Source organism: Modicisalibacter muralis (genome assembly GCF_900102945.1).
In the GTDB taxonomy this organism is placed as follows: domain Bacteria; phylum Pseudomonadota; class Gammaproteobacteria; order Pseudomonadales; family Halomonadaceae; genus Modicisalibacter; species Modicisalibacter muralis.
On the sequence record NZ_FNGI01000001.1, the window covers coordinates 294,482 to 313,368 of the forward strand.

Here is an 18,887-nt window from a genome sequence, read left to right on the forward strand (position 1 = left end):
AGGCCAGCTTGGCCGGTGAGCGTCGTCACACAACCTTCTATCGTCCGGGATCGACCCATGAGCGAGTCTAGCAAAGGCACATTGTACGTGGTGGCCACGCCGATTGGTAACCTCGACGACCTGTCTCCACGCGCCGCCAAGGTGCTCGGCGAGGTAGCGCTGATCGCTGCCGAGGATACCCGTCACACGTCGCGGCTGCTGCGTCACCTGGGGCTCGAGCGGCCCATGCTATCGTTGCACGAGCATAATGAGGAGCGGCGCGTGGATCAGTTGGGTGCGCGGCTCGACGCCGGCGACGACGTGGCGCTGGTCAGCGACGCCGGCACGCCATTGATCTGCGATCCGGGCTTCGTGCTGGTGCGCGCGCTGCGCGAGCGTGGCGCGCGGATCGTGCCGATTCCCGGGCCCTGCGCGCTGGTGGCGGGGCTGTGCGCGGCCGGGCTACCCACCGACCGTTTCCTGTTCGTCGGCTTTCTGCCGGCCAGGAGTGGGCCTCGTCGCGCCCGCCTGGATGCGCTATGCGAGCGCGACGAGACCCTGGTGTTCTACGAGTCGCCGCATCGTATCCGCGATACCCTGGTGGATATCGCCGCCAGCTTCTTTGATCGTCGGGTGGTGCTCGCCCGCGAACTGACCAAGACCTTCGAAACCTTTCTCGATGGGACGGCGTCCGACCTGCTCGCGCGCATGGAGGAGGACCCCGACCAAACGCGCGGTGAGTTCGTGTTGATGGTCGCCGGCGCGCCACCGCGCGAAGACGAAACGACCACGGTAGACGGCGTGGCGCTGCTGAGCGCGCTGCTGGACGAGGGGGTCGGCGTCAAGCAGGCCGCCAGCGTGGCGACGAAACTGCTCGGTGGGCGCAAGAAGTCCTGGTACGCACAGGCACTGTCGCTCAAGGACGACGGTTGAGGGGCATCTAAGGCACTGCTATTCTTGCGCGCTTGGGAGTCGGCCAGACAGTCGCCGCCAGCTTGCTGGGGGAGGAAAGTCCGGGCTCCATAGGGCAGGGTGCCAGGTAACGCCTGGGCGGCGCGAGCCGACGGAAAGTGCAGCAGAGAGTAGACCGCCTAAGCAGCGCAAGCTGCCGGCAAGGGTGAAAGGGTGCGGTAAGAGCGCACCGCACGCCTGGCAACAGTGCGTGGCATGGTAAACCCCACCCGGAGCAAGACCGAATAGGCCCCCGACGCTGTGGCCCGCAGTGGGGGCGGGTAGGTTGCTTGAGCCCAGTGGTGACGCTGGGCCTAGATGAATGGCTGTCCACGACAGAACCCGGCTTAACGGCCGGCTCCCATCCTCATTTCTTTCATCGTCGTGTCCGAGAATTGCATGCCGCATCGCGTCAACGCTTCGCCTTCGTCCGCCGACTATCGCCATGCCAGCGTGCTGCTCGACGGCGCCGTCGATGCGTTGATCCATGCAATCGATGGCGTCTATCTGGATGGCACCTTCGGGCGAGGTGGGCATTCGCGCGCCATCCTCGAGCGGCTCGGTCCCGCCGCTCGCCTGCTGGCCATCGATCGCGACCCGCATGCGCTGGCCGAGGCGCGGCGCATCGACGATGCGCGTTTTTCGATACATGCCGACACCTTCAGCCAGCTTGGCGAGATCGCCCGCGCCCAGGGCGTGCACGGCCGCCTCGCCGGGATCCTGCTGGATATCGGCGTGTCGTCGCCGCAACTCGACGATCCCGAGCGCGGCTTTAGCTTCCTACGCGATGGGCCACTGGATATGCGCATGGACCCCGAGCACGGTGAAAGCGCCGCCGAGTGGTTGGCGCGCGCCAAGGAAGCCGATATCGCCTGGGTCTTCAAGACCTACGGTGAAGAGCGCTTCGCCAAGCGCATGGCACGGGCCATCGTCGAGCGCCGTCAGCAGTCGCCGATCACCCGCACTCACGAGCTTGCCGAGTTGTTGAAGGCGGCGCATCCCGCCTGGGAGAAAGGCAAGCATCCCGCCACGCGGGCCTTTCAGGCGCTGCGTATTCATGTCAATCGTGAGCTCGAGGAACTCGACGCCGCTTTGGTTGCCGCATTGGAAGCGCTGGCTCCCGGCGGTCATCTGGTGGTGATCAGTTTTCATTCGCTCGAGGATCGTCGGGTCAAGCGCTTCATTCGCGATCATGTGCGTGGCGATACGCATTTGCCGCGTGGCATGCCGATTCGCGATGATCAACTGACGCGGCGGCTGGAAACGCTGGGCAAGGCTCGGCGCCCGGGCCCCGCCGAGGTCGACGACAACCCCCGAGCACGCAGTGCGGTCATGCGCGCCGCGCGCAAGATCGTCTGAGGATTGGCATGGCCCAGGGAACGAAGATCAAGCCCCGAGGAAACTGGCCGCTGAAGCTGCGCCTGGGGTGGCGCCAGCTGTGGGTGGCAGTGCTCACTGGGCTGGTACTGGTCAGTGCGCTGGCGGTAACGACCAGCGCGCACCTTACCCGGGTGCAATACGCCCGCTTGCAACAACTCGAACTCGAGCAGGACCAGCTACAGACGATCTGGGGGCGCCTGTTGCTCGAGGAGAGTACCTGGTCGGCGCCGTCGCGTATCGAACGCCTCGCTCGAGAACGTCTGGAAATGCAGGTGCCTGATATCAACGATGTCGAAGTGATTCGTCCATGAGTCAGCGTCGCAAGGGCTCGCCGACCCGTTCGGAAATGGCTCCGCTGGGTAGCGGGCGCTACCGTTTCATGGTCTTCATCGTCATGGCCGCGCTGGCCCTGTTGGTAGGGCGAATCGTCGACCTGCATGTGCTGAATCGACTGTTTCTGCAGGATCAGGGCGATGCGCGCACGTTGCGTGTGGAAGCCATCGACGCGCATCGCGGCATGATCACCGATCGCAACGGCGACCCCTTGGCGATCTCGACGCCGGTGGTCACGTTGTGGGCCAACCCCCAGCAATTGCCCGACGACCGCATTCAGCGCCTGATGCTGGCCAAGGCGCTGGGTGTCGAGCTCGACGCTCTCAATGAGCGGATCGAGCTCTACGCCGAGCACGAGTTCATGTATCTGGAGCGGCGCATGACGCCTGTCGCCGCCCAGCAGGTTCTCGATCTGCACTTGCCCGGTGTCTACGGCAAACACGAATACAAGCGTTATTACCCCTCCGGCGAGGTCACCGCGCAATTGGTCGGCATCACCAATATCGATGACCAGGGCCAGGAAGGGCTCGAGCTCGCTTATAACAGTTATCTCGCCGGCGATCCCGGCAAACGCCTCGTGCTCAAGGATCGCAAGGATCGGCTGGTCAAGGATCTGCGCCTGATCGAGGAAGCCAAGCCGGGTGGCGATCTGACCCTGGCGATCGACCTGCGCCTGCAATACATGGCCTATCGCGAACTCAAGGCGGCGGTCAACGAGCATAACGCCGATGGCGGCACTCTGGTGATGATGGATGCGCGCAATGGCGAGGTGCTGGCGATGGCCAATGTGCCGTCGTATAACCCCAACAATCGTTCTGAACTCGACGCCGAGGGGCTACGCAATCAGGCGGTCACCGATGTCTTCGAGCCCGGCTCGGTGATGAAACCGTTGGCGATGTCGGCGGCGCTGGCTACCGACAAGTTCGCCCCGGAGACCATCGTCGATACCTCGCCGGGTTATATGCGCCTGGACGGTAAGTACACCATCAGCGACTTCCGCAATTACGGCAAGCTGACGATGGGCGGTATTCTGCTGCACTCCTCCAACGTCGGCATGTCGCGGGTGGCGTTGCAACTGGACAACGATGCGATATGGAATCGCTACCATGAACTGGGGTTAGGACAAGTGCCGGGTACCGGTTTCCCTGGCGAGGCGAGCGGCAGCTTGCCGGTACCTTATAACTGGTCGGAGAGCAAGCGTGCGACGATGGCTTACGGTTATGGCTTGGCGGTTTCCGCACTGCAGCTAGCCAGCGCTTATACGGCCATTGCCAACGATGGCAAGCGCCTACCGGCATCGCTGCTCGAGCTCTCCGAGCCTGCCGACGGGAAACGTGTGATGTCCGAGCGTATTGCCGATAATCTGTTGCTGATGCTCGAGCAGATCGTGCAGCCGGGTGCCGGCGGTTCGCGTGCCGCGGTGCCGGGCTACCGAATTGCCGGCAAGACCGGCACGGTGCGCAAGGTGACCAGCGAGGGGTATCAGACATCCGCCTACCGTTCGCTGTTCGCCGGTATCGCGCCGGTGTCGGATCCGCGCATCGTCACCGTGGTGATGATCGACCATCCCAAGGGCCAGGAATACTACGGTGGGCTGGTCTCTGCGCCTGTATTCGCGCGTGTCGTGGGCAAGGCACTGCGCCTGCTCGACGTTCTTCCCGATAAGCAGGAGGCGATGGGTGATGCTGATAAGTCGTGAAGGTCTGTTCGATGCGTTGACCACATTGTGGCCCGATATCGTGCTGCCGGAAGAGCTTCCCGCCGAGCGACTGGCGCTATGCCGCGATAGCCGGGCCATTGGTGACAGCGCCGCGCCGGCGGTTTTCGTTGCCTTACCCGGGGTGAACGTCGATGGCCGACGCTTCATCGCTCAGGCACTCGATGACGGCGCGGTATTGGTATTGACCGATGTGACATCGGATGGCGGCGTGCCGAAAGGCATCGACCTGCCCGAAGACCCTCGCGTGTTGCGTCTGGCCGGCCTCGAGCATGTGCTGGGCGAACTGGGTCGGCTGTTATTCGCGGTACCCAAGAGCCTCGAGCTGGTCGGCGTTACCGGCACCAACGGCAAGAGTTCGGTAACGCATTATTTCGCCGCGCTCTCGGAGGCGCTCGGCCGGCCCGCAGGGCTGATCGGCACCCTTGGCTGGGGGCGCGCCGGCCGACTCGTCGAGAGTGGCCTGACCACGCCGGGGCCGCTGGAACTGCAAGCCGCGCTCGGCGCGATGGCCGCCCAGGGCATCGAGCGCGTGGCCATGGAAGTCTCTTCGCACGCGCTCGAGCAGGAGCGTCTGTCGGGTTGTCGTGTCACCGCGGCGGCGTTCACCAACCTGTCTCGTGACCATCTCGATTATCATGGCAGCATGGCTGCCTATGCAGCGTCCAAGGCGCGGCTCTTCAAGCGCCGCGAACTCAAGCTGGCGGTGGTCAACGGCGACGATCCGCTGGCGCGATTGATGCTCGCCGGCCTGCCCGATGGGGTGCGCGTGCTGGCTTGCGGCGAGCAGCAGGCGACGACGCTGCGCGTGATCGACTGGCAGCCGCATGGTGATGGACAGCGTGCACTGATCGCCACCCCGGATGGCGAACGCGTACTCGAGCTTGCGCTGATGGGGCGCTTCAATCTCGACAATGTGCTGCTGGCCATGGCCGTGCTGTTGGGGCTCGGCGAGAACATCGACGCACTGTGTCAGGCCGCCGGTGAATTGACGCCGGTGCCGGGGCGCATGCAGGTCGTCACGCGCCCCAATGCGCCTAGCGTGGTGGTGGATTACGCGCACACGCCGGATGCGCTCGGCAACGCTCTGCAGGCCCTGCGCGCACATCTGGCGAACGCCGATGGTCGCCGTGGGCAGCTATGGTGTGTGTTCGGTTGCGGTGGTGATCGGGACACCGGCAAGCGGTCGCTGATGGCCGCTGCCGCCGAGTCATTGGCCGACCGCTTGGTGATTACCGACGATAACCCGCGCAGCGAAACGCCCGCGAAGATTCGCGACCAGGTGCTTGCCGGACTATCGCCAGAGGCGCTCGAGCGTAGCTGGTGCATCGATGGCCGTGGCGAGGCGATTGCCCGTACGGTCGCCGAGGCCGGCGCCGATGACGTGATTCTGATTGCCGGCAAGGGCCATGAGGATTATCAGGAAATCGACGGACAGCGCCATCCGTTCTCGGATGTGCGTAGCGCCGAATCCGCATTGGACGCTCGCCAGGTGAACTCATGAGCGAATCGGTCGCGAAGACGTGCGGACTGGATAGCCTGGGCGCTATCGCCGCGGCGCTGGGCGTGTCGCTGGCGATCGAGGATCGCGTGGTCGCGGGTATCGTCACCGATACCCGGGCGCTGCGAGCGGGCGACGTCTTCGTTGCGCTGGTTGGCGAACGCTTCGATGCTCACGATTTTCTCGATCAGGCGCGCGAGGCGGGAGCGGCGGCGGCGATCGTCTCGCGCCCGGTCGACGATGCGTTGCCGCAATTGCAGGTCGCCGACACCCGCCTGGCGCTGGGTTTGTTGGGCCAGGCGCGACGCCTGGCCTGGGGCGGGCCGCTGGCGGCGATTACCGGCAACAGCGGCAAGACCACGGTCAAGGAGATGCTGGCCGCGCTGCTCGAGCGTCGCGGTGCTACGCTCGCCACTCGTGGCAACCTGAATAACGATATCGGCGCGCCGTTGACGCTGTTGGGATTGTCGTCGCGCCATCGCCATGCGGTGGTAGAACTGGGCGCCAACCATATTGGCGAGATCGCCTGGACCGTGGCATTGGCACGACCGCAGGTGGCGGTCATCAACAACGTGACCGGCGCGCATGTCGGCGAATTCGGCGGCATGGGTCGGATCGCCCAGGCCAAGGGCGAGATCCTCGCCGGGCTGGCGGCGGATGGCGTCGCGGTGCTCAATCGCGACGATGCCTTCTACCCGTTCTGGCAACGTCTTGCCGGCAACCGTGATGTGCTGAGCTTCGGTTTAACCGAGCAGGCACGAATCCACGCTCGCGATCTGGCCTGCGATAGCCTCGGGCGCTATGCTTTCACGCTTGTGCGTGATGGCCAGGCACTGGGTCAGGTTCAATTGGCGCTGCTGGGCCTGCATAACGTGCGCAACGCCTTGGCAGCGGCAGCGGCGGCGCTGGCGCTGGGCTTGCCGGCGGCTGAGGTGGTAGCCGGGCTATCGGCGATCCAGGCGATTCCCGGGCGGCTGACGCTGATCGAGGGGCCACGTGGTAGTCGTCTGCTCGACGATACCTATAATGCCAACCCGGGTGCGGTAAAAGCGGCACTCGAGGCGTTGGCGAAGATGCCCGCCCCGCATTGGTGCTTTCTCGGCGCCATAGGAGAATTGGGGCAGGCGTCCGCTGGATTGCATGCCGAGGTTGGGCGGTACGCACAAGAATTGGGGATCGACTTTCTCGGCACCCTGGGACCCGAGGCAGAGCCGGCGGCTCGTGCCTTCGGCGAGCGGGGCTGTCATTTCGAGGACTGGGAGGCGCTTTTGCGCCATGCCCATGACCATCTGCCGTCAGGGGCCAGCGTGCTGGTCAAGGGCTCGCGCAGCGCCGGTATGGAGCGACTGATTACTGAGCTGCGCGCGGATGTATCAAGGTGAACGCAACACATGCTGCTTTATCTGGCCGAATTTCTGGCGCAATTTCAAAGCGCCTTCGCTGTCTTCAACTACCTGACCCTGCGTGTGATCCTGGGCACACTCACGGCGCTGCTGCTGTGTCTGTGGCTGGGGCCGATGATGATCCGCCGTCTGGTGGAACGTCAGATCGGCCAGGCGGTACGTGACGACGGCCCCCAATCGCATCTCTCCAAGGCAGGCACCCCGACCATGGGCGGGGCGATGATCCTGGTCGCCATGTCGATCAGTACCTTGCTGTGGGGCGATCTGGACAATTACTACGTGTGGCTTACGTTGATCGTCACGCTGGGCTTCGGCGCCATCGGTTGGGTCGACGATTACCGCAAGGTGGTCGAGAAGAACCCACGCGGGCTGCCGGCGCGCTGGAAGTATTTCTGGCAGTCGGCGATCGGCATCGGCGCCGCTGTCGTGCTGTATGTCACTGCCGCCAGCCCGGTCGAAACCAGTCTGATCGTGCCACTGTTCAAGGAAGTCGTCATACAGCTCGGCTTTGTGTATATCGTGCTGGCCTATCTGGTGATTGTCGGTAGCTCCAATGCCGTCAATCTCACCGATGGCCTCGATGGCCTGGCGATCATGCCCACGGTGATGGTGGCCATGGGGCTGGCGGTATTCGCCTATGCCAGCGGCAATGCGGTATTCGCCGAATATCTGCATATTCCGATGATTCCGGGCGCAGGGGAGCTGGCGGTTTTCTGCGGCACCATCGCCGGCGCGGGTTTGGGCTTTCTATGGTTCAACACCTACCCGGCCCAGGTCTTCATGGGCGATGTCGGCGCCCTGGCGTTGGGCGCGGCGCTGGGCGTGGTCGCGGTCATCGTACGCCAGGAAATCGTGCTGTTCGTGATGGGCGGCGTGTTCGTCATGGAGACGGTCTCGGTGATCCTGCAGGTGGGCTCCTACAAGCTCACGGGGCGGCGCATCTTCCGCATGGCGCCGCTGCATCACCACTTCGAACTCAAGGGCTGGCCGGAGCCACGCGTGATCGTGCGCTTCTGGATCATCACCGTGGTATTGGTGTTGATGGGCCTTGCCACGCTGAAGATTCGCTGACGTGGCGGGGCTGGCATGATCGTTCCCGCTGGAGTGACGCTGGTCGTCGGTCTGGGTATCTCGGGGCGCGCCATCGCGCGCCATCTGACGCGCCAGGGCGTGCCGTTCATGGTCGCCGATACCCGGATATCGCCGCCGGGCCTCGACGATTTTCGTGCCGCGCATCCCGGCATCGTTGTGCACTGCGGTTCGCTTACCTCGCTCGATATTAGCCAAGCCAAGGAGGTGGTGCTCAGCCCCGGCATCGACCCCCAGACGCCGGGGCTGGAGGGTCTGTGGAAGCGCACGCTCGCGGCTTCGGGCGAGCCAAAAATCGTGGGTGAAATGGCGCTCTTCGTCCGCGAGTGTCGTGCGCCGATCGCCGCGATCACTGGGGCCAATGCCAAATCCACCGTCACCACGCTGCTCGGCGAGATGGCCCGCGAAGCGGGGCGTAGTGTCGCAGTGGGCGGCAACCTGGGCACGCCGGCGTTGGACCTGCTGGCCGAGCAACCCGACGCCGAACTCTTCGTGCTCGAGCTTTCCAGCTTCCAGCTCGAAACGACGCCGTGCCTTGGCGCCGAAACCGCTGCGTTTCTCAATCTTTGTGAGGATCATCTCGACCGTCATGGCGACATGGCCGGCTACCGTAATGCCAAGCTGGGGATTTTTCGTGGCGCTCGCCACGGCGTGGTCAATCGCGACGATCCGCTGACCTGGCCCGACGATCCCTCGCTACCCGTTGCGTACTTCACCGCGCAACCGCCTCGGGCCGGTGAATGGGGCATCGCCGATCGTGACGTGGGCCATGGCAGCGAACCCTGGCTGATGCACGGTGAAACTCCTCTGATGGCGGCTGGCGAGGTGCGCCTGCCCGGTCGGCATAATCAGGCGAACGCCTTGGCGGCACTGGCGATGGGCACGCAACTGGGCCTGGAGTTCGCGGCGATGCGCCGGGTACTGGCGCGCTTTTGCGGTTTGCCACATCGTGGTGAACTGATCGGCGAGCGTAATGGCGTGCGCTGGGTCAACGATTCCAAGGGCACCAATGTCGGCGCTACCCTGGCGGCGATTGCCGGATTGGGGGCGACGCTCGAGGGCCGCCTGATCTGGCTCGGTGGCGGATTGGGCAAGGGCGCCGATTTCACACCGCTCATGGCACCGCTGGTCGAGCATGCTCGCGAGGCCATCGTCTTCGGTAGCGATGCTCCGCGCCTGGTGGCGTTGCTCGATGGCGAGTTGCCGGTGACCCGCACGCATGACCTGCGAGGCGCGCTCGAGCGCGCTGCGACGATTGCCGAGCCCGGCGATTGCGTGCTGTTGTCGCCCGCTTGCGCCAGCCTCGATCAGTTTCCCAACTATCAGGTGCGTGGCGATAACTTCCGCGACTGGGTGCAGCGTTACCTGGCCGCGAACAACGGGGAGAGGCCATGAAGGCTTTGGCGCAGCGTGTGTCGACCGCGGGCAAGCCGTTCGACGCCTGGTTGGTACTGGCGAGCCTGGCGATCCTGGCGATCGGCTGGGTGATGGTGACATCGGCCTCGACCGAAATAGCCGCTGCGCTGACCGGCAATCCTTTCTATTACAGTGTCCGTCATGCGGCTTACATCGGTATTGCACTGGCAATCGCGGCGGTGGCGATACGTTTTCCGTTGTCGTGGTGGCATGCCAACGGCCCCTGGTTGCTGCTGCTGGGTTTCCTGCTGCTGGTACTGGTGCTGGTGGTCGGGACGGAGGTCAATGGCAGCAAGCGCTGGATTCCGCTGGGACCAATCAACATTCAGGCCTCCGAAGTGGCCAAGCTGTTCCTGATCGTTTACACGGCGGGTTACCTGGAACGCTTCCTGCCGGGCGTGCGCCGTCACTGGTGGGAGTTCGTCAAGCCGTTGACGATCATGCTGCCGCTGGGTGGCCTGCTGATACTCGAGCCCGATTACGGTGCCTTGGTGGTAATGACCGCCTGTGTCATGGGTATGTTGCTATTGGCGGGCGCGCCGCTGATGCGTTTTATCCTGTTGATGATCGCCGTCGTGGCTTTGGGGGGCTACGTGGCAATTGCCGAGCCCTATCGTCTCGAACGCATTACCAGCTTCGCCAACCCCTGGGCCGACATGTACGATTCCGGCTATCAGCTAACCCAGGCACTGATCGCCTTTGGCCGTGGCCACTGGTTCGGCCTGGGGCTGGGCGATAGCGTACAAAAGTTGTTTTACCTGCCCGAGGCGCATACCGATTTCGTCTTCGCGGTGCTTGCCGAGGAGCTTGGGCTGGTCGGCGCGGTGACGGTCATCGGGTTGTTTGCGCTACTGGTGTATCGCGCGCTGGTCATCGGCCGCCGCGCGGAGCTGGCGCGATTGCCGTTCGCCGCTTATCTCAGCTACGGTATCGCGCTGGTGCTGGGTGCCCAGGCGTTCATCAATATCGCGGTGAGTACCGGGTTGCTGCCAACCAAGGGGCTGACGCTGCCGCTATTGAGTTATGGTGGTTCTAGCCTGGTGGTCAGTTGCGTGATGGTGGCGTTGCTGCTGCGCGTCGATATCGAGACCCGGCGGTTGCGTCCCGTCAAGGCGCCTACCAGGAAAACCACGCAAGGAGCGCCCGGAAAGTGAGTCACGCCATGAAATCCTCTCAAGGACGCAGAGTGCTGATCATGGCCGGCGGTACCGGCGGGCACGTGATTCCTGCTCTGTCGCTGGCACGCGGCTTGGCGACTCGGGGCGTCAGCGTCGAGTGGTTGGGTAGTCCGCGCGGCATCGAGAACCGTTTGGTGCCCGCCGCGGGCATCGTGTTGCATCGCATCGATATCGCCGGGTTGCGTGGCAATGGCATGGCTGGCTGGCTGGCTGCGCCATGGCGGCTGGCGCGTGCCGTATTGCGGGCGCGGCAAGTGATCGAAACCTTCGATCCGCAACTGGTGGTGGGGCTGGGCGGTTTCGCCAGCGGTCCCGGTGGTCTGGCCGCCTGGCTGACCCGCCGGCCGCTGATCATTCACGAGCAGAACGCCGTGGCCGGCATGACCAATCAGGCCCTGTCGCGGCTGGCCAAGCGAGTGTACGCCGCTTTTCCCGGTGCCTTCAGAAAAGCCGGCAAGGCGCATCGCGAGATCGTCATCGGCAACCCGGTGCGCGAGGAAATCGCCACGCTCGGCGAATGCCCGCGCCAGGCGGCCGAGATGCAAGGCCGGCGCTTGCGGTTATTGGTGGTCGGCGGGTCGCTGGGTGCCGTGGCGCTCAACCAGCGCCTGCCCGAAGCCCTGACTCGCCTGCCCGAAGCCTCGCGCCCCGAGGTTCGTCATCAGGCCGGGCGCGACAAGGAAGACGTCACTCGCGAAGGCTATCGAGCGGCGGGTGTCGAGGCCGAGGTCAGCGATTTCATCGATGACATGGCCGCCGCCTACGCTTGGGCCGATCTGGTGGTGTGCCGTGCCGGCGCCTTGACTGTCGCCGAACTCGCCGCCGCCGCCAAGCCGTCGCTGTTGGTGCCTTTTCCGCATGCCGTCGACGATCATCAGACGGTCAATGCCGGTCATCTGGTCGATGCCGGCGCGGCGCGATTGATCCCCCAGAACACACTGAACGCGACGTCTCTGGCCGAGACGCTGGACGCCGTGCTCGACCCTGAATGTCTTGCCACCATGGCCAGCGCCGCGCGCGCCTGCGCCCATCTCGACGCCGTCGAGTGTCTGGTGGCGGGCTGTATGGAGACTGCTTTTGAGCACTAGCAAACTTCCTCCCGTACCTGGCCTGGGCATGCGCCGTATCCTGAACATTCATTTCGTGGGCATTGGTGGCGCCGGCATGTGCGGTATCGCCGAAGTGCTGGCCAATCAGGGCTATCGAGTCAGCGGCAGTGATCTCAAGGAGTCCACGGTCACCGCACATCTGCGCGATTGCGGCATTCGTATCGCCATCGGTCACGACGCGATCAATGCCGAAGGCGCCGATGTGGTGGTGGTTTCCACGGCGGTCGATCATGACAATCCCGAAATCGCCTGGGCTCGTGAGCATCGCGTGCCGGTGGTGCGTCGCGCCGAGATGCTCGCCGAGCTGATGCGTTTTCGCCACGGTATCGCCGTGGCCGGCACGCACGGCAAGACCACGACGACCAGCCTGACCGCGACGCTGCTGGCCGAGGGCGGGCTCGACCCGACCTTCGTGATCGGCGGCAAGCTGACCAGCGCGGGCACTAACGCGCGCCTGGGCGAGGGCGATTACCTGGTCGCCGAGGCCGATGAGTCCGATGCCTCCTTCCTGCATTTGCAGCCGATGGTATCGATCGTCACCAATATCGATGCCGATCACATGTCGACCTACGCCGGCGATTTCGTCCGGCTCAAGGACACCTTCGTCGAGTTTTTGCACAACCTGCCGTTTTATGGTCTGGCGATCCTGTGCCTGGACGATGCTAACGTGCGCGGCCTGTTGCCAAGAGTGCAGCGGCAGTTCGTCAGTTACGGCTTCAGCGACGATGCCGATTATCGCATCAGCGACTTCGTTCAGGAGGGCGGCGAGATCCGCTTCACGGCCTTGCGCCCCGACGGGCACGCACCGTTGGCGGTACGTCTGGCCATGCCCGGTGAGCACAACGCCCAGAACGCCCTGGCGGCGATTGCCGTGGCGACCGATGCGGGCATCGCCGACGATGCCATCCTGCGTGGCCTGGCCGGCTTCGCCGGCGTGGGACGCCGCTTCCAGGTGCATGGCGAGTTTCCGCTACCGCATGGCCGGCAGGGCAAGGTGATGTTGGTCGACGACTACGGCCATCACCCGCGCGAGGTCGAAATGGTGATTCGCGCGGTGCGTGCCGGTTGGCCGAAGCGACGACTGGTCATGGTCTATCAACCCCACCGTTACTCGCGCACCCACGATCTTTACGAGGACTTCGTGCGCGTGCTGTCGGGGGTCGATCTGTTGTTGCTGTTGGATGTCTATAGCGCCGGCGAGGCACCCATCCCCGGTGCCGAAGGGCGCACCCTGGCGGGCTCCATTCGTCAGCGCGGCCAGGTCGATCCACTGTTTGCAGAGAGCAAGGGCGAGTTGCCACGCTTGCTGTCCAATGTGCTGCGCGATGGCGATATCCTGATTACCCAAGGCGCCGGTGATGTCGGTGGTATTTCTCTAGCGCTGGCCGCCTGCCGGCTACAGTTCGATGAGGTGGTGTTATGAATGACCCCAGCGATTATGGCCGGGTGGTAGTGCTTTATGGCGGCGATTCGGCGGAGCGAGAGGTCTCGCTGGTCAGTGGGGCGGCGATACTGGCGGCGCTCAAGCGTAGCGGTGTCGATGCGCGCGGCTATGATCTGGCCGCCGGTGGCCTGACCGGGCTCGAGGCGCTGGCGCCGGATCGTGTCTTCATTGCCTTGCATGGTCGCGGCGGTGAGGACGGCACGCTGCAAGGCGCGCTCGAGTTGTTGAAGATCCCTTACACCGGCAGTGGCGTGCTGGCCTCGGCGCTGGGCATGGACAAGCAGCGTTGCAAGCAGCTCTGGCAGGCCCTGGCGTTGCCGACCCCGGCGAGCATCATGCTGGGGCCGGATAGCGATTGGTCGGCGGTCACCGAGCAGTTGGGTCTGCCGCTGGTGGTCAAGCCGGTTCATGAAGGGTCAACGCTGGGTATCAGCATCGTTGCCGATCGCGAGTCGCTGGAATCCGCCTATCGCGAGGCGGCGCGTTTCGACGCGGCGGTGATGGCCGAACGCTTCATCAAGGGCGATGAATATACCGTGTCGCTGCTTGGCGACGAGGTATTGCCGGCGATTCGCGTCGAGGTGCCCAGTGGCTTTTACGACTACGAAGCCAAGTACCATTCCAATACCACGCTTTATCATCTTCCTTGCGGTCTTGCAGCCGAGCAGGAGGCCGAGTTGGGAGCGCTTTGCCGCCATGCTTTCACTGCTGTCGGCGGGCGTGGATGGGGCCGCGTGGACGTGATGCGCGACGCGACCGGGCAATTCTGGTTGCTCGAGGTCAATACCGTGCCGGGCATGACCGATCACAGCCTGGTGCCTCAGTCAGCGGCGCATGCGGGGCTCGATTTCGATGCCCTGGTACTGCGCATTCTCGATACGTCATTGGAGCCCTGAGCGTATGGCGCAGCCCGGAACACGCAGCTCGGTCCTGGGCCTGGTGCTGCTGTTGGTGCTACTGGTTGCCGGTGGGCGCGCGCTGTGGCTATGGCTCGACCGGCCCATCGAGCGCGTTTCTATACGCGGCGATCTGGAGTATGTCAGCGCCGACTATCTTCGCGAGAAACTCGCTCCCATGGTGCGCGATTTGCGTTGGCTGTCGGTGGACCTGGATGAATTGCGCGAGCAGGCGCGTGGCATCGATTGGTTATCCGAGGTGAGTGTTTCGAGGCGCTGGCCAAATGCCCTGACATTCCGGCTTTTCGAACAGCAACCGGTGGCGCGCTGGAACGATGATTTATTGCTTAATACTCGCGGTAAACCCTTCCGTCGCGGTGAAGTGACAGTCTCTGGGGATTTGCCCGACCTGGCCGGTCCCGAAGGCAGCGGTCCCGAGGTATTGGCATTGCTCGACCGGCTTCGCCCACGGCTGGCCGAGTTGGGGCTCGAAGTGACCCAGTTGCGCCTTGAAGACCGCGGCGCCTGGCGTTTTCAGGTCAATGACAGCGTTTGGGTCATGCTCGGTCGCAACCAGCGTGAACCGCGCTTGGCACGATTCATGGCGGCATGGAAACGTGAACTCGGATCCCGCGCGTCGCGAATCCGCTACATAGATTTGCGTTATCCCAATGGCGTGGCCGTTGCCTGGCATGGCGAAACTGAAGCGCAGATATTCGATAGTTAACGTGTATTGCCTGGTTTTTTTCCCGCTAGCCCCCGCCAGTAAAGAGATATGGGTGTTTCTTTCATTAAAAAATACCCGTATTGTGAGGTTTGTTTTGTTATTGGGCTGGTGAATCAACCGCAGTTGTTCCTATAATTGGCCCAATACTTTATTACTTCGATAAATGGATTCTAACTTAGTGAAGAATGAGGAGTGATCCCGACCCATGGCTGGACAATCCAATGCTTCCAATATGGTAGTCGGGCTGGATATCGGAACATCCAAGGTCGTGGCGATCGTCGGCCAACCCACCGATGATGGTGGCATAGAGATCGCCGGGATTGGTTCCCATCCCTCGCGCGGCATGAAGAAAGGTGTGGTCATCAATATCGAGTCCACCGTGCAATCGATTCAACGCGCGGTAGAGGAAGCCGAGTTGATGGCCGGCTGCGATATTCATTCCGTCTATGTCGGCGTAGCCGGCAGCCATATTAGTTCGATGAACTCCGATGGCGTAGTGGCGATCAAGGATCGCGAAGTCACTCCTTCGGATATCGATCGTGTCATCGATTCGGCGCGTGCTCGCGCTATTTCGGAAGGGCAACGCATTTTGCATGTTCTGCCGCAGGAGTTCGCTATCGATACCCAGGAGGGTATTCGCGAGCCACTGGGTATGTCCGGCGTGCGACTCGAAGCGCGGGTTCATCTGGTTACCGCCGCGCTCAATGCGGTACAGAACATTGAAAAATGCGTGCGTCGCTGTGGCCTGGAAGTGGACGCCATTATTCTCGAGCAGATCGCCTCGAGTCATGCGGTGTTGACCGAAGACGAGCGTGAACTGGGCGTATGCATGGTCGATATCGGCGGCGGTACCACTGATATCGCGGTGTTTACCGAAGGCGCCATTCGTCACACGGCGGTGATTCCGATTGCCGGCGATCAGGTCACCAACGACATCGCCATGGCGTTGCGCACGCCCACCCAATATGCCGAGGACATCAAGGTCAAGTACGCTTGCGCACTGACTCAATTGGCCTCGAGCGATGAAATGATAAAGGTTCCCAGTGTGGGCGACCGCCCGTCCCGCGATCTGTCGCGGCAGGCGCTGGCCGAAGTGGTCGAGCCACGCTACGAGGAGCTGTTTACGCTGGTACGCGAGGAACTCCGGCGCAGCGGTTACGAGGATCTGGTCGCCGCTGGCGTGGTACTCACCGGAGGCACGTCACGCATGGAAGGCGTGGTCGAGCTGGCCGAGGAAATCTTCCACATGCCGGTGCGCATCGCCTGTCCGCAGAATGTCCGTGGGCTGGCCGATGTGGTACGCAACCCAATTTATTCTACGGGGGTGGGTTTGCTACTCTATGGTATGCGCGAAGCCAAACACGGCCATGGCAATGGTCGTGTGGTAGCCGCCCAGCCCCGTAGAGAAAGAGAAGAGGTCTCGCGGCGTGTCCCCAAGGACGGTAGTTCGACGCTGGAACGGGTCAAAGGCTGGTTTAAAGGAAATTTCTGACAGGGGTCGCATAAACGCGGCCACAGGAGACGGGGCAATGTTCGAACTGGTAGATAACGCACCTTCCAGCAGCGCGGTCATCAAGGTGATTGGCGTTGGCGGCGGCGGCGGCAATGCCGTCAATCACATGGTCGAAAGCAACATCGAAGGCGTCGAGTTCATCTGCGCCAATACCGATGCCCAGGCGCTCAAGCGCGTGGCCGCCAAGACCGTCCTTCAACTAGGTAGCGAAATCACCAAGGGGCTCGGCGCGGGTGCCAGTCCGGAGGTCGGTCGCCAGGCGGCCATGGAGGATCGCGAGCGCATCGCCGAACTGCTGCAGGGTGCCGACATGGTGTTCATCACCGCCGGTATGGGCGGTGGCACCGGTACCGGCGGGGCGCCCGTTGTGGCTCAGATCGCCAAGGAGTTGGGTATCCTGACCGTGGCGGTAGTGACCCGCCCGTTCCCCTTCGAGGGTCCCAAGCGCATGCGTGCCGCCGAAGAGGGCATGCGTGAGCTCTCCGAGCATGTCGACTCGCTGATCACCATCCCCAACGAGAAACTGCTCGCGGTGCTGGGCAAGAGCGCCAGCCTGTTGACGGCCTTCAGCGCGGCCAACGACGTGCTGTTGGGTGCGGTGCAGGGTATCGCCGAGCTGATTACCAGCCCCGGTATCATCAACGTCGACTTTGCCGACGTGCGTACCGTGATGTCCGAGATGGGTATGGCGATGATGGGTTCCGGTGGCGCTACCGGCGAGAACCGTGCTCGCGAAGCCGCCGAGAAGGCCATTCGCAGCCCGCTGCTCGAGGATATCGATCTGCATGGCGCGCGCGGCATTCTGGTCAACATCACGGCCGGCCCCGATCTGTCGATTGGCGAGTTCAATGATGTCGGTGCCACCGTGCAGGAGTTCGCTTCCCAGGATGCGACGATCGTGGTCGGTACCTCCATCGATATGGAAATGACCGATGAGTTGCGCGTTACGGTGGTGGCCGCCGGTCTCGATGGCCGCGCGGAAAAGCCCGCCACGGTACGCGAAACCGCCACGCGTCCCGAGTCGACCGATTATCGCAAGCTGCAGCAGCCGACGGTGATGCGACAGCAGGCGGCCAAAACCGAGCAGGAAAATGCGGCCCGAGCGCGTCAGGACAAGCGCAAGGCTCAGGAACTCGACGACTATCTGGATATCCCGGCCTTCTTGCGTCGCCAAGCCGATTGAGTCGGGCTATTGCGGGCATAGGGATTGCCAGATGACATTTTTTGTCTAAACAGCCGTTCGATGTTATAGTGAACACTGTTTGACAACTCTTATATGACAGTCTGGCCCCTTTGCCCATGATCAAACAACGTACTCTCAAGAACACCATGCGCGCCACCGGCGTTGGTTTGCACTCCGGTGAAAAGGTCTATCTGACGCTGCGTCCGGCGCCGGTCAATACCGGCATCATCTTCGTGCGTACCGACCTTGACCCCGAAGTGCGCATTGCCGCCCGCGCCGAGAACGTCACCGACACCACGCTGTGTACTGCCCTGTCCAGCGGTGGTGCCAAGGTGGCGACCGTGGAACACCTGATGTCGGCCTTTGCCGGCCTGGGTATCGACAACGCCTTCGTCGAGGTCAGCGCCCCCGAGGTGCCGATCATGGATGGCAGCGCCGGCCCCTTCGTGTTCCTGATTCAGTCCGCTGGCATCGAAGAACAGGACGCACCCAAGAAGTTCATTCGCATCAAGCGCGAAATCGTCGTGCGTGAAGGTGACAAGGAAGCTGTCTTCCTACCGCACAATGGCTTCAAGGTGTCGTTCTCGATCGATTTCGATCACCCGGTGTTCGATCAGCAGAAACAGACCGCCAGTGTCGATTTCTCGACGACATCGTTCGTCAAGGAAGTGTCGCGGGCGCGTACCTTCGGTTTCATGCGCGACCTGGAGTTTCTGCGTTCGCAGAACCTGGCGCTGGGTGGCAGTCTCGACAACGCCATCGTGGTCGACGATTACCGCATCGTGAATGAAGGCGGATTGCGTTACGAGGATGAGTTCGTCAAGCACAAGGTGCTCGATGCCATTGGCGATCTTTACCAGCTTGGTTTCAGCCTGATTGGCGAGTTCCGTGGCGTGAAGTCCGGCCATGCGCTGAACAATCAATTGTGTCGCGCGATGTTGGCCAACCGTGATGCCTGGGAAGTCGTCACCTTCGAGGAAGCGTCCCAGAAGGCGCCAATCTCGTATGCGGCGCCCGCCATGGCGATGTAACGTTTTCGAATGACTGCTTTGGCATGAAGGCAGTGGG

The 18,887-nt window shown here is 63.0% G+C and carries 16 protein-coding genes and 1 other RNA gene; all 17 read left to right on the forward strand.

The features are described 5' to 3' along the window. Positions 1-57: 57 nt before the first annotated feature. The 17 genes from rsmI (at position 58) to lpxC (ending at position 18,850) form a co-directional block, all read left to right on the forward strand. Complete coding sequence (rsmI, locus tag BLR92_RS01410; RefSeq protein ID WP_089724785.1) at positions 58-912, forward strand: 16S rRNA (cytidine(1402)-2'-O)-methyltransferase; 855 nt, start codon at positions 58-60, stop codon at positions 910-912. Between the two features lie 35 nt (positions 913-947). After that, positions 948-1,296: RNase P RNA component class A (gene rnpB / locus BLR92_RS01415), an RNA gene on the forward strand. Between the two features lie 33 nt (positions 1,297-1,329). After that, entirely contained in the window at positions 1,330-2,289 is a 960-nt protein-coding gene (gene rsmH / locus BLR92_RS01420) for a 16S rRNA (cytosine(1402)-N(4))-methyltransferase RsmH (protein WP_089725936.1), read from the forward strand. A gap of 8 nt (positions 2,290-2,297) precedes the next feature. Further along, positions 2,298-2,621 carry a cell division protein FtsL gene (gene ftsL, locus BLR92_RS01425; protein WP_089724787.1) on the forward strand — a complete coding sequence of 108 codons (324 nt, stop codon included), beginning with the start codon at positions 2,298-2,300 and terminating at the stop codon, positions 2,619-2,621. Then, positions 2,618-4,342 (forward strand): peptidoglycan D,D-transpeptidase FtsI family protein, encoded by a 1,725-nt coding sequence (locus BLR92_RS01430; protein WP_089724789.1) that lies wholly within the window; start codon positions 2,618-2,620, stop codon positions 4,340-4,342. Before ftsL ends, BLR92_RS01430 begins: the two co-directional genes overlap by 4 nt. Then, a complete protein-coding gene (locus BLR92_RS01435) occupies positions 4,326-5,864 on the forward strand; it encodes a UDP-N-acetylmuramoyl-L-alanyl-D-glutamate--2,6-diaminopimelate ligase (RefSeq protein ID WP_089724791.1) in 1,539 nt (512 codons plus the stop codon). The genes BLR92_RS01430 and BLR92_RS01435 overlap by 17 nt, the downstream gene beginning before the upstream one ends. Further along, a complete protein-coding gene (locus tag BLR92_RS01440) occupies positions 5,861-7,243 on the forward strand; it encodes a UDP-N-acetylmuramoyl-tripeptide--D-alanyl-D-alanine ligase (protein WP_089724793.1) in 1,383 nt (460 codons plus the stop codon). Before BLR92_RS01435 ends, BLR92_RS01440 begins: the two co-directional genes overlap by 4 nt. 9 nt (positions 7,244-7,252) lie before the next feature. Then, positions 7,253-8,335, forward strand: a complete 1,083-nt coding sequence (gene mraY / locus BLR92_RS01445; RefSeq protein WP_089724794.1) for a phospho-N-acetylmuramoyl-pentapeptide-transferase — start codon at positions 7,253-7,255, stop codon at positions 8,333-8,335. 15 nt (positions 8,336-8,350) lie between these two features. Continuing rightward, positions 8,351-9,748 carry a UDP-N-acetylmuramoyl-L-alanine--D-glutamate ligase gene (murD, locus tag BLR92_RS01450; RefSeq protein ID WP_089724796.1) on the forward strand — a complete coding sequence of 466 codons (1,398 nt, stop codon included), beginning with the start codon at positions 8,351-8,353 and terminating at the stop codon, positions 9,746-9,748. After that, positions 9,745-10,923, forward strand: a complete 1,179-nt coding sequence (ftsW, locus tag BLR92_RS01455; RefSeq protein WP_089724797.1) for a putative lipid II flippase FtsW — start codon at positions 9,745-9,747, stop codon at positions 10,921-10,923. The genes murD and ftsW overlap by 4 nt, the downstream gene beginning before the upstream one ends. 8 nt (positions 10,924-10,931) lie before the next feature. Then, positions 10,932-12,035 carry an undecaprenyldiphospho-muramoylpentapeptide beta-N-acetylglucosaminyltransferase gene (gene murG, locus BLR92_RS01460; protein WP_089724799.1) on the forward strand — a complete coding sequence of 368 codons (1,104 nt, stop codon included), beginning with the start codon at positions 10,932-10,934 and terminating at the stop codon, positions 12,033-12,035. Positions 12,036-12,063: 28 nt separating this feature from the next. Next, the gene (gene murC, locus BLR92_RS01465) at positions 12,064-13,479 is read left to right on the forward strand and encodes a UDP-N-acetylmuramate--L-alanine ligase (protein ID WP_089724801.1); all 1,416 of its coding nucleotides are present in this window, start codon (positions 12,064-12,066) and stop codon (positions 13,477-13,479) included. Next, positions 13,476-14,396 (forward strand): D-alanine--D-alanine ligase, encoded by a 921-nt coding sequence (locus tag BLR92_RS01470; protein WP_089724803.1) that lies wholly within the window; start codon positions 13,476-13,478, stop codon positions 14,394-14,396. Before murC ends, BLR92_RS01470 begins: the two co-directional genes overlap by 4 nt. A 4-nt stretch (positions 14,397-14,400) precedes the next feature. Further along, complete coding sequence (locus BLR92_RS01475; RefSeq protein WP_089724805.1) at positions 14,401-15,123, forward strand: cell division protein FtsQ/DivIB; 723 nt, start codon at positions 14,401-14,403, stop codon at positions 15,121-15,123. 205 nt (positions 15,124-15,328) lie between these two features. Continuing rightward, positions 15,329-16,615 (forward strand): cell division protein FtsA, encoded by a 1,287-nt coding sequence (gene ftsA, locus BLR92_RS01480; RefSeq protein WP_089724807.1) that lies wholly within the window; start codon positions 15,329-15,331, stop codon positions 16,613-16,615. Between the two features lie 37 nt (positions 16,616-16,652). Then, a complete protein-coding gene (gene ftsZ, locus BLR92_RS01485; protein ID WP_089724809.1) occupies positions 16,653-17,819 on the forward strand; it encodes a cell division protein FtsZ in 1,167 nt (388 codons plus the stop codon). Positions 17,820-17,935: 116 nt separating this feature from the next. Next, on the forward strand, positions 17,936-18,850 hold the full coding sequence (gene lpxC, locus BLR92_RS01490) for a UDP-3-O-acyl-N-acetylglucosamine deacetylase (RefSeq protein WP_089724811.1): 915 nt from the start codon (positions 17,936-17,938) through the stop codon (positions 18,848-18,850). Positions 18,851-18,887 lie beyond the last annotated feature (37 nt).